We start from the raw sequence: 11,613 nt of genomic DNA on the forward strand, positions 1-11,613 counted from the left end.
AACGTAAAGACTAGATCAAGCCTCGTTTCGACTCGTCTCGAAAGCGCAGACATCGGAGTTGCGAGCACTGCGACCATCGGATTAGAAGCAAGATCCTTTAGTGCCGCGTGGTGCCGCCTGGTGGTGGTTCGTGCCGCCTCCACACATTTTGCGTGTCAGGCAGTGCCGCATCCTGACGGCGCATGCCGGGGCGTACGAGCACGCACCGAGCACGGCCGCCGCCCTGTTCGGCGGTTGCATCCTAGCTCCGCGGAAGTGGATTTCGCGCTCCAGTCATGCAGGCACCGTCCGTAGAGGTCGCTCGCAGTGCTCGGCACGTGCTCTAACCCATACAGCACTCCCGTGGACGCAACCGAGTACGAACGGTTCTACAACCAGCACCGAGCCCATCAAGCTCTGGCCCAAGCCGCCCCGCTGCGCACCGTCCCGAACCCGATCACGGATCCAGAGCGAATCATCGACCTGAACATACGCCGCCGAGACCGGCTCGGCGGCGTCCTCCACGAGTACTCACATGCTGCTTGACCTGCATGGATGGACTTTTCGGCAGGCGCAGGATCCACGGGGAGCTCACCACCCTAGGCATCAAGGTCGCGCCGTCCACGGTGTGGGAGATCCTCAAGCAGGAAGGTCTTGATCCGGCGCTCGAGCGGGCGTCCACCACGTGGCCGACTTCCTGCGCTCCCAAGCCGATGCCATAATGGCCGCCGACTTCTTCGAGACCGTCACCCTGAACGGGCAGCGCCAGTACGTCTTGGCCGTCATCGAGCACGCCACCAGGCGCATCCGCGTGCTCGGCACCACCGCGCACCCGAGCGCCGACTGGGTCGCTCAGGCGATCAAGAACCTGGTGATGGATCTGGACGATGTGGGCTGCCGGGCACGCTATCTGATCCGCGATCGGGATGGGAAGTTCCCGCCCTGATGAACGAGATCCTCGCCGAAGCCGGCATCAAGACCGTGCTCACCGGCATCCGAATGCCGCGCATGAACTCGATCATGGAGCGGTGGGTGCGGTCGTGCCGTCGCGAGCTTCTCGACCGCTGCCTCGTCTGGAACGAACACCATCTTCGGCACGCCCTACGCGAGCACGAACACTTCTACAACCAGCACCGAGCCCATCAAGCCCTGGACACAGCAGCGCCGCTGCGCACCGTCCCCGATCCGCTCACGGATCCAGAGCGAATCACCGACCTGAACATACGCCGCCGAGACCGGCTCGGCGGCGTCCTCCACAAGTACTTACATGCGGCTTGAACTGCGTGGATGGAATTTTCGGCAAGCGCACTGTCGGCGTGCAGACACCCTCACCAACCTACGTACGCGTAAACGCTCACGAGCGCCGTGGGCTTGATGCCCCGACTTTCGATGGCCTTCATCGCTTCGGGTTGATCGTGCTCCTCGGAAACGCTCCACGCATAAGCAGCAACGGTGGCACCTTTCCACCGGGATGATTTCAGCCACACATTTAGCGGCCGGCTGTCCACCTTGGTGGTCCAGTTTCGGCTGTGGAGATAGGCTACCGCCTTCCCGAGCGATTCCTCCTCAGTATCGCCACCGACATCGACCAAGAAAGCATGGGTTACTAGGATTTCTGACCCCGTTGAGACTTCTTGGCGTTCTTTCCAGATAACTGTGCCAGTCTTGTTAACTTCTTCCAGTACGCCAGGGTCGACCTCTTCGGGCTGCTGCGCACATCCTCCAACAAGAAGAGAAATCGCAAGAGCAATTGCAGTCAACTTTCGTCCCCGCGTAACCCTCATCCTTTTATCTCTTCTCGCTCGCGGTATCGATTGAGGACGAAATCGTATCTTACATGTAGGTCCAGCATGCAGCCCTTCCGCATGCGAAGAGCTCAGGGGCGGCCTTCACGTATCCTAGTAGAGCGTTACGGCGCTCCTCTGCGATTCGCCCGTTCTCTGGATTCTGCTTGGTGGCCTCGGGCCTGCCGATGTAGCCACTATTTGCCCAAGCCACGTATCGCTTGGCGCTGACCACTCCGGTTTTCGGGTCCATGACCGCTCCGGAGCAGGTGCAGTAGGCGATTGCCGCGTCCATGTCGGTCATCTTACGGTTGAGACCCTTTACGTTCTCTTTCAGGTAGCGCATGTAAGCCGCTGCCATATGAATCGCATGGGGAGCATGGTGCATATAGTCTACAAGCTTAGCAGTAGGCCATTTATCCTTGTCAAGGTAATCCTTATTTACATACGTTCCTAGCATCCTCCGAACTTTATAGATTTCCAGCTGAGAAACACCAATGGAAGCTCCTTCATTGCCCGCCGTAACGCTAAGATTGTCACCGACGGCGGGGCCTCCAAATTGCTTTTCCCGCCAATGGCTTTCATACATGAGAACTGCGGCCAGGGCATTTACGTCTTTAATTCCGTGATTCGCGGCCGCCCTCTCGATATCCCTCCAGTATCTAACGATGTACTTATAGTTTTCATAAAGGGCATATCTAGAGGCGCTGGTTCCGTCCTTTGGCTTTGTAGCATACATGCCAGAACCGAGCTTGCCACCTACTTGCTGCATCTTTCGCCACTCGCCGAGTCTTACATCGTTGGCGTTCTTCTTCGCCGCCTTCTCCATGGTGGCGAAGCTTTCCAGCCCGCCGGCCGCCACCCAGCTGAAGGCAAGCTGCTTGTCGGTCATAGTAGGCGACCAGTTAGACATGTATTCGTTCTGCACCTTTTCGCTAGCGAACCAGAAGTTGGGCTGGTCGACGGGCCGGCCGTTGGGCATGACTTCTAGACCCAGCCTTTCGACTTCGTCTTGGCCGAGCCAGAATTTCTTTTCGTTCTCCAGCTCGATCATCCGGGCCCAGCTGGGGTCGACGGTCATGCTGCCGCAGGACTGGATGGTGCAGGCAATCGCACCACCTCCGTCTTCTCGGCCGCAGCTGCCGATGCACTGTCCGCCCCCTGACGATCCGGAGCTGCTGTAGCCGCCCGCGGGGATGGTGGTGTAGCCGCCGCTCGATCCGGAGCCGCCGTACCCGGTCCCACCGAGCGATCCGCTGTCGATGGTGTAGTGGCCGGTGGGGTCGGTGCCGGTGAGGGGTGAGGCGTTGGCGTAGGTGTAGCGGTTGGCCTGCACCGAAGGGCTGGGGGTGAGGGCTGCCGTGTCGCGGCTGGTGAAGGTGCCGGTGCCGGGCTGGTACCAGCGGGCGTGCATATTGACCTTGCCGGTGTCCGGGTCGGTGTATTCGCCCTGGTAGCCGAGGTTGGTCTTGGTGCCGGTTTGGGCGGTGACGGTGCCGAACGGGTCGTAGGCGGTGGAGGTCTGCAGGGTGGTGGTGTAGGTGGCTACCAGGTCGCCGTGCAGGTCGCTTAGCGCCGCCACCGCTGCGCCGGTGCCTTCCTTGAGGCCGAGCAGGCCGCCGCCGAGGTCGCGGGCGTATTTTGCCTGGATGGCGCCGCCGCTGTCGGTGATGGCGGCCAGGTCGTTGCCGAGCCCGCTGTAGACGAAGGTGTTCTTGGTGGTGCCGCGGATGCGGCTGGCCATCCGGTTGAGGGCGTCGTAGCTGTAGAGGCTGTCGCCGTCGGCGATGAGCCGGTCGAAGGCGTCGAAGGTGTATTGCGTGGTGGCGCCCGCCTTGGTGCTGGTGGCCAGCGTTCCGCGTGCCGTGTAGGTGTAGTCAGTCCCGTCACCGGAGGTGAGGCGGTTGCGTTCGTCGTAGGTGAAGGTCGCGTTTCCGGCCTTAGTGCGGTTGCCGGCGGCGTCCCACTCATACGCGGTCGTCGCGCCGCCGGGGGCGGTCCAGGAGGTCAGCCGACCGGCGTGGTCGTAGCCGTAGGTGTTGGTACCCGCCCCGGCGATGCCGGCGGTGGTCTTGGTGGTGAGATTGTCGTCCTTGTCCCACCCATAGGTGACGCTGGCGAGCTGGGTGCCGGCGCCGTTCTTCAACGTCTGGCTCTTGACCTGGTTCGTGTCGTAGTAGTCGATGGTTTGGGTGCTGGCCGTGCCGGTGGCGGTGATGGTCTTCAACCGGCTGGCCGCGTCGTAGCCGTAGGTGAGGGTACGGCTGGTCACCGGGTCAGTGGCGGTCTTCAGCCGATTGGCGCTGTCGTAGGTGAAGGTGGCAGTGCCGCTGGCATCGATGCGCTGGAGGGGGCTGCCAACCCCGTCGTAGGCGTAGGCGGTCTCCTGGACGGTGCCGCGCGAGACCTTGAGCGGCAGGCTGCGGTCGTTGTAGTCGACCGTCAGGTCACCGGCGGTGGTGCGGCGGCCGGCCAGGTCGTAGCCGAACGTGCGCTCCGCCGTGGTGGCGCCTCCCCCTGCACCGCTCTCCTTGGTGAGGCGGTCCAGGTGGTCGAAGATGCGGTCGATGCGTACCCCGCCGGGCTGGATGGTGGCGGTCGGGTTTCCGGCCGCGTCGTAGGCATGGGTCCAGGTGCGGTCGGCCGCGTTCGGGTGCGCCGTTGTGGAGGGCTCGGTCACCGTTTCCACCAAACCTAGGCTGTTGTAGCTGGTCCAGGTGGCGTTGCCTCGCCCATCGGTGATCCGGGTGCGGGCGCCAGTGGCGTCGAAGCCGAAGCTAGTGGTGATCGACTCGGTCGTCGACACCGGTTCGACAAGCGAGGTTAGGCGACCTAGTGCGTCGAATGTCTGCCGGGTGACATAGCCCTCCGGTGAGGTGGAGCTGATCTGGTTGCCTGCGGCGTCGTAGCCCATGCCGTAGGTGCGCTCCACCGTGATCTCATTGTTGGAAGACTCGTCTCGGCCCAGGTCCTTGACCGTAGTCTTACGGCCGGCCAGGTCGTATTCGGCGACGCTGGCGTTACCGTTCGCATCGGTAGTCTTCACCAGACGCCCGGCCAGGTCGTACTCCATGGTGCTCGCACCCGCCGGGTCGGTCACCTTGGTGGTCTCACCGGCCGCGTTGGCGCGCCCCCGCCTCCGGGCCGTATGTGCCCGCCACCGCCGACATCGACCCGATCACCGGGCGCGGGTGCCAGTCCTACCCGCGCGCCGAGAACCTGTTCAAGACCGCTCATGACGCAACACCATGATCTCCGCGTCCTTCGACGCTTGACTGCGGCCCAGCAACATCAACCAGCCGAACACCCGAAGCGTAATCAGATAGAGCAGGCGGACAAACACAAGACGCGATCTTGTCTGCAGGTACGGACCCCGTCAAACCACAGGTCGGGGCCGTCATGGCTGTATTTTGACGCTGTACAGGCTGTGGGGTGCGAAAACCAGGATGCGACCTCTGATCTGCGGTTATCCGCCCCGTCTATGCGGCCCGCCGGTACTGGTTGATCAGACCGTCGAGCACCTGCCGGCGTTGCAGGCGGACCTGATCAAGATCCATGGGTACAGCCGGGGCATCTGATGGTTGAGGCGGTCAACGGTCTAGTGAGCGATGGGGACGGTGCCGGTTGTCATGCCGCTCGTATGTCCGCAGGACGCGGCGGAGATGGTTTTCACCGTAGATCAGCAGCCGATCGGTGCATTCCCTTCGAACGGTGCCGACCCAACGCTCGGCTATCGCGTTGGCTCCCGGCGCACGAACGGGCGTCATGATGACGCGGGCACCGAGTGAGGTGAATACCTCGTCAAAGGCCGCGGTGAATTTCGCGTCTCGGTCGCGAATGAGGAATGCGATTCCCTCGGCCCGCTCTCCCAGGTTCACGACCAGGCTGCGGGCCTGCTGAGCGACCCAGGCGCCGGTCGGATGCGCCGTTACGCCCGCGACGTGAACCACGCGGGTGGCGTGCTCGATGAAGAACAGAACGTAGAGCCGCTTGAGAAAGATGGTGTCGACGTGGAACAGATCACACGCCCAGATGCCCTCGCCTGCGCCTTGAGGACCTGACTCCAACTCGGACCGCTGCGACGTGGCGCGGAATCGAGTCCGGCTCTTTTGAGGATGCCGCGGCCGGTGCTGGGCGGTATCCGAAGGCCGGCTCCAGCCAGTTTACCGCTGATGCGCTGATAACCCCATGCGGGATTCTCCCGGGCCAGGCGCAACACCGCCTCCCGGACGTCCGCGGGCAGAGGGATGGCCCAGGCGCTTGGACCGGTAGGTCCACCGGCGCGTCACCAAGGCACGGTGCCAGCGCAGCAACGTCGCGGGAGTGACGAAGAGGACATCCCACGACGAGCGAGGAAGCAGCCGCGACAAGGCCGCGAGCACGACCCGATCCCCCGGACGGAGATCGGGCCGGTTTACCTGACGGTGCAATACGGCAACCTGATGACGAAGCACCATGATCTCCGCCACCTTGGCCCGATCACCGCGACCCAGCAGGGACCAGGAACTCAAAGACACGCCCGAGGAAGAGGTAGCGGGAAGACCACAACACCGTCAGCAGGATGCCCGAGACCTCATCATGCTTGAACCACGAACCCCCACGTCAACTTCGGCGGCTGAGTTTCCGCACCTCACACGCACATCGTCTGACCAATGTCTGCAATGAAGCCTTCTGAGGCATATGCGAATTTTGCAGGCCCAAGGTCTTGATCATGTAGTGAACGACGATATACATTTACGCGAGTTTTACCCGAGAAGTCAACCAAGGGAGACTTGCGTGGACAAATACCGCTTACCTTCGTACCGGACCGCTCACTTACAGCGCCTGGCCGCCTTCGGCGCCGCACTGCTCACGATCCTGTCCCTGACTCACGTCCCATCGGCGAGAGCTGCCCCGATACCTGACACGTCGGCACAGCTGACTCAGCCTGTGGAACTGCTCGGCTACGCCAGCGAAGACCGCCGCGTCATCCGTCGCCCTGACGGCACGTTCACCCTCGAAGAGTGGGCCCGACCGGTCCGGGTTAAGCGCTCCGACGCGCAATGGGCCTGGATCGACACCACTCTCGTCGAGCAGAACGGAACGCTGACCCCCAAGGTGGCCAAGGCCACCACTGAGATTTCCGCCGGAGGGGCGGACAAGCCTCTCGCGCGGCTGACTGTCTCCTCGGACGAATCCTTTACCCTCGGCTGGCCAGGCGACCTGCCCAAGCCCACCGTGAAGGGCAGCACCGCCGTTTACCCGAACGCCGCAGGACCGCAGGCTGATCTGGCGGTGACAGCGTTGGCAACAGGGTTTCGCTACGAGATCATCCTGCGGGCCCGGCCGAGCAAGGTCACGGAATTCACCTTCCCCCTCCAAGCGAACGGGTTAAAGCTCGCGCCGACGAAACGAAGCGCGCTCGAAGGCACGGACTCCAAGGGCCGTCTGGCGGCGATCGCCGGTAAGGCCTTCATGAAGGGCGTCAAGCGCGGACAGCCTGCCCGCCGCATCGCCGCAGAGGTGATCGATTCAAGCAACGGTCAGGCCCTCGTCGTCAAGCCCGACGCCGGCTATCTGGCCGACTCGACGACCATCTATCCCGTCACCATCAGCTCCACGGTCGGCCTGCCGCTGACGAAGGAAGCGGATGTGGCTGATGACGGCGTACCCGCGGACCCGAGCCGGCCGCTCATGACCGCCGGCTCCATCTTCGGCATCACCAACCGTATCTACCTGCGATTCAACGCCGATGCCGTGATCGGGCAGGACATCATCGACGCGAAGTTGTCTCTGCTCAACACCGACGCGCCTGGATGTGGCGACGTCGTCGGCGACGGCATTCAGGTACGCGAAGTCACCGGTGCCTGGGACCAGGACAATCTCACATGGGACAACAAGCCCGCCACCAGCGCCACTCACGCGCAGACCAGCACCGCGGCCTACAATGGGGCCGAGTGCGACCCCGCCGCACTTGAATGGTCGGTGACGCCCATCGTTCAGAACTGGGCGTCCGGTTCGCCCAACTGGGGCCTCGCGCTTCAGTCGCCGAGCGAGACCAGCGGCGACGACAACTGGCGAACGTTCGCCTCCTCCGAGCACGACAGCGCCGACTACCCGCCGAAGCTGACCATAACCGGCCGATCCGCCCCCGAGCCCACCGTGCTGTATCCCGCCGGTCCCGATGGCGTCGAGGTGTTCACGGTCTCGGGCCGCTGGCGGGGCGACAGCATCCAACTCGGCGACACCTCCTCTGCTGCTCTTGACATGGCGCAGACCCGGACGGATGAGCACTCTGATCTGCTCGCCAGGCCCTATGTCGACCGAGTTACCGGAGATCTTGTGGCTCCAGCCACCACTGCCGGAAGGGACACGGCCAGGCAGCTACTCAGCGGCGTGGCCAGCGCCCGAGGTCTCGTGGACGCGACGCTCGCCGGCTCTGGATTCGAGGATGAGGACGCGCCCTCGGCCAAGGGAGCGATTGCGCCACCGGCAACCACCGACTTCAGAGTCACCCCGAGGGTCGTGGAAGTCGCCAACAGCGCGCAGCAGCTCAACGAGATCCTCGACGCCGCTCTGGAGCCGGCCAGCGGCCTTCCCGAGGAAGCGGCCATCTTCGCAGGCAACATCTGGGACGAGCGCAACCTCGCCATCGTGCAGTCCACCTCGGCCTCACCGGAACTGCGTAGGGCTCTCGCTGACCGCTACGGTGTCAACAACGTCGCGATCTGGCTCCGTACCGAGGAAGACTGGGTGTCGACCACCGGCCAACGTTCCGCAGGCACTGCCTCCACCAGCATGGCAACCGACAGCCGACAGAACGACATCGGCAAACTCAACGGCAATTCGCACTTCACGTCCCTGAACGGTGACGGGACTCAGAGCAACTGCACCACCGCCTTCGCCTGGGGGACGGAGACCGACAACCTGTTCATGACCGCTGGTCACTGCGTGGACGCCAAAAGCTTCACCTTCGGAGACGTGGTCTGGACGAACTGGAAGAAAGGCGTGGGCACGGTCGGCCTACCGGGCGACACGACCACCTACGGCGATCTCGCGCTCCTCAAAGTGGGTCACCCGCCCGCGAACCCGAGAGCCGGCACCACCGCGATGTTCTTCGGCCCCGTCGACACCACCATCAAGCATTGGGTCATCGGTCGTGACCCGGTCCGGTCGAAGGTGGGCGATCAGTACTGCGTGGGCGGAGCGACAACCGGAGACTCCTGCTCATGGAAGGTGGTCCATCTAGGATGGAAGATCAAGTACTACGACAAGGACGGGAACTACCGCGGCCGTATCCGCTGGGCCGACGAGGGGCAAAGCATTCATGCCTGCAAGGAGGACGGCGACTCCGGCGGCGCGGTCTATAACTTCGCCAAGGGTGGCGTCATCGCCAAGGGGATTACTAGCGGCGCCAACACGACGAAGTACACGCCGAGTGCCGACAAGCCGTGTACCCATACCTATACCGACATCGCTGACGCTGTCCGCGCGTCCGGGTACGAGATAAGAAAGCATTAGGAGAATGGACAGCAGCAGGACCAGAGTGCGACGGGTGCTCGCGGCGGCGGCTCTGATCCTGCTGCTCTCCGCATGCACCGAGCACCGGGCACCCGACTCCATGGCGGCCATTCACCGCGTTGAAACGTCGCCCGGATCCAGGACGCTGAAAGTGACAGTCTTCGGCGATGCCACCCCGGACGGAAAGCTCTGCACCGCCGTGGCCTCCGCGGAAGCTGACGAGTCACCGGACCGGGTCGACGTCAAGATCATGCTGCGTGACGTGTGCCCCGTGACGCTTCCCATCTGGGAAACGAACCGCCACGGCTTCGGATCGACCGCTCTTCAAGAAGTAGAGGTCGTCCTCCAGCGTCCCCTGGGAGGTCGCAAGGTGTTCGACGCCCAGGGAGGAAGAATCTTCAATGTCGTCCATGGCTGAGGGGTCACAACAGATCGAATCTTGACCGGCTGTGCATCCGTGCTCGGTGGCCATCGAGATGCCTGAAGCCCAGGTTGCGTTCCAAGCCGTTGTCAGTCTCTGCCGGGTTGGGGTCAGTGAGCCGCCGCCAGCAGACGATGGCGGCGGCGGGGGGGTATGGAGGCCGCGGACCTACATCAATAACACCGCCATCCCTATGCTCTGCCGCAAAACCGGCGTCCCGGCCGCCGACGTTCGGGGGAACATCGCCAGCTACCGGGCCCGTCCCACCATCGCCAGTCAGCTCTACAACGCCAAGGAGCCGATGACGCTGTTCGAGCTCCAAGCCTGACTCGGACACCGCTACCCGCAATCCACCCAGTATTACGCCAAGATCACCCCGACGATCGCTCACGCAACTCCTACACCGACGCCGGATACTTCGAATGCAACGTCCGCACCATCGAGGTCCTCATCGACAAGGGCACCGTTGCGAGCGAAGCCGCAGCAGCAGGAGAGCCGTGGCAATACTACGACCTGGGACGCGAGGTTCTGCGACTACACCTTCTTCGAGCAGTACCCGCACTGAATGGCCTGCACCAAGTGCGACTTTCACCCCGAAAGCCTCCTCCACGGCTCTGCGGCTGGAAACTAAGGACAAGCTGCAGTGCAAGCTCGCTCCCTTCCCGCTCACCGACGACGAACGAGTTGTGATCGACGACGGTGCCGCCCGCTATCGTCCGACGACGTGCTGGAAGAGGAGAACAATCAGCTCAAGGCCCGGATCCGGGAGCTGGAGCTGGAGCGCGACATCCTGCGCCGGGCCGCGAAATATTTCGCGGGAGAGACGTGCGCCGTGAGGCGTTGATGGTCCGTACGAGGGTGCAAGACCTTCGTGGTCCGTCCTGTCGTGGCACGGCGGGGAAGCTGAGGGCGTCCGATCCGGGTGATGCCGGGGAGGGCGGCAAGCGGCCCTAACAAAGCCGGGACGTGCCAGTACTGCCAGATGGTGCGGGTCCGGTGAGCGAGGCGGAAAGGAGTACGCGAGGAACCGTCGTCATTACGTCCCTCAACGCGAGACCGGCTCGAACCTGGTGGCACCCCTAGCCAAAGACCGACCGCTCTACCAGCACCTGCATCAGCCTCGACTCCTTCATCGGGAGGTGAACGCCTGGAGCCGGCCGCGCCATGATCACTACCACGGCCCGGCCGGCCCACCCACCTCAAGACCGTTGCCCCCCACCTCCGGTCCTGAGCAGTGCTGGTCAAAGGCCGCGCAGCCGCCGGTCAGGTCGGTGAAGCCGACATGTCACCGGTCGACGACCTGCCGATATTTCCGGTGTCGGGATTCTGCTCCCAGCGAGGCCTGCCACGGCGGATCTTGCCACCCATCCGCCTCCACGATCTCCGCCACGGCGCCGCCTCGCTGATGCCGGCCGCCGGGGTAGAGATGAAGGTTGTACAGGAGACGCTGGGGCACACCTCCAACTCCTTCACGGCCGACACCTACACCTCAGTCTCTCCCGAGGTTGCGATGGCGGCCGCTGAGAAGACCGCAGCACTTTCTGCTCGCCGAGGAGGACCAGGAGGAGCCTGGAGAGGTGATCCCGCTGCGGGCCTGACCCGCTACATCAGGAGACCGGCCTCGTGATCGCCGCGCTTGCACGGCGGGACGGGGCCGTTTCCTTTGCCAAGGAAGTCCCCAGAAGGCCGATGTCGATCATGGCGCGTGCGGGGTTGGTGCGCGCGAGCACGCACGGAGCACGCAACCGCCAGACGAAGATTCTAGAACACATTCACTCCCACATAACCGCAGGTCAGACCATGATCAAAGCGTGCCCTGCAGGATTCGAAACTGCGACCGTCGGATTAGGCAGTCGAAGTCCCCAGAATTCGCGCGCGAGCCCTACCGGAGTTCGAGACAAGGCATTCTGTACATGTTCAGCAAATCAT

At 63.3% G+C, this 11,613-nt stretch carries 9 protein-coding genes and 2 pseudogenes; 8 read left to right on the top strand and 3 right to left on the bottom strand.

All coding sequences use genetic code 11. The features are described 5' to 3' along the window. The first annotated feature begins 342 nt into the window (after positions 1-342). From ACWDX9_RS52075 to ACWDX9_RS52085, 3 genes are all read left to right on the top strand, one after another. On the top strand, positions 343-525 hold the full coding sequence (locus ACWDX9_RS52075) for a hypothetical protein (protein WP_397292801.1): 183 nt from the start codon (positions 343-345) through the stop codon (positions 523-525). Between the two features lie 139 nt (positions 526-664). Beyond that, positions 665-925 (top strand): hypothetical protein, encoded by a 261-nt coding sequence (locus tag ACWDX9_RS52080; RefSeq protein WP_449969251.1) that lies wholly within the window; start codon positions 665-667, stop codon positions 923-925. Then, positions 925-1,257 (top strand): integrase core domain-containing protein, encoded by a 333-nt coding sequence (locus ACWDX9_RS52085; RefSeq protein WP_449969254.1) that lies wholly within the window; start codon positions 925-927, stop codon positions 1,255-1,257. Before ACWDX9_RS52080 ends, ACWDX9_RS52085 begins: the two co-directional genes overlap by 1 nt. Before the next feature lie 50 nt (positions 1,258-1,307). Here ACWDX9_RS52085 and ACWDX9_RS52090 read toward each other — a convergent pair whose 3' ends face one another. The 3 genes from ACWDX9_RS52090 to ACWDX9_RS52100 form a co-directional block, all read right to left on the bottom strand. Next, complete coding sequence (locus ACWDX9_RS52090; RefSeq protein ID WP_449969257.1) at positions 1,308-1,739, bottom strand: hypothetical protein; 432 nt, start codon at positions 1,737-1,739, stop codon at positions 1,308-1,310. 73 nt (positions 1,740-1,812) lie between these two features. After that, the gene (locus ACWDX9_RS52095; protein WP_449969260.1) at positions 1,813-4,836 is read right to left on the bottom strand and encodes an RHS repeat domain-containing protein; all 3,024 of its coding nucleotides are present in this window, start codon (positions 4,834-4,836) and stop codon (positions 1,813-1,815) included. 517 nt (positions 4,837-5,353) lie between these two features. After that, positions 5,354-5,830: an integrase core domain-containing protein gene (locus ACWDX9_RS52100; protein WP_449969262.1), complete on the bottom strand. Its 477-nt coding sequence runs from the start codon at positions 5,828-5,830 to the stop codon at positions 5,354-5,356. Between the two features lie 709 nt (positions 5,831-6,539). Between ACWDX9_RS52100 and ACWDX9_RS52105 the strand changes: the two genes are divergently transcribed. The 5 genes and pseudogenes from ACWDX9_RS52105 to ACWDX9_RS52125 all read left to right on the top strand — a co-directional run. Continuing rightward, entirely contained in the window at positions 6,540-9,263 is a 2,724-nt protein-coding gene (locus ACWDX9_RS52105) for a DNRLRE domain-containing protein (protein WP_449969265.1), read from the top strand. Between the two features lie 34 nt (positions 9,264-9,297). Then, a complete protein-coding gene (locus ACWDX9_RS52110; RefSeq protein WP_449969267.1) occupies positions 9,298-9,681 on the top strand; it encodes a hypothetical protein in 384 nt (127 codons plus the stop codon). Between the two features lie 196 nt (positions 9,682-9,877). Further along, positions 9,878-10,012, top strand: coding sequence for a hypothetical protein (locus ACWDX9_RS52115; RefSeq protein WP_397375782.1), 135 nt, complete (start codon positions 9,878-9,880; stop codon positions 10,010-10,012). 369 nt (positions 10,013-10,381) lie between these two features. Beyond that, positions 10,382-10,525, top strand: a pseudogene (locus tag ACWDX9_RS52120) (IS3-like element ISRhosp5 family transposase); the annotation flags it as partial. 516 nt (positions 10,526-11,041) lie between these two features. Further along, positions 11,042-11,311, top strand: a pseudogene (locus tag ACWDX9_RS52125) (tyrosine-type recombinase/integrase); the annotation flags it as partial. Positions 11,312-11,613 lie beyond the last annotated feature (302 nt).

The sequence above is a fragment of the Nonomuraea sp. NPDC003201 genome (assembly GCF_053590415.1).

Excerpts from the sequence above, each read along its gene's own strand:
- ACWDX9_RS52085 (WP_449969254.1), top strand. The coding sequence starts at position 925 with ATGAACGAGATCCTCGCCGAAGCCGGCATCAAGACCGTGCTCACCGGC.
- ACWDX9_RS52095 (WP_449969260.1), bottom strand. The coding sequence starts at position 4,836 with ATGGAGTACGACCTGGCCGGGCGTCTGGTGAAGACTACCGATGCGAAC.
- ACWDX9_RS52115 (WP_397375782.1), top strand. The coding sequence starts at position 9,878 with ATGCTCTGCCGCAAAACCGGCGTCCCGGCCGCCGACGTTCGGGGGAAC.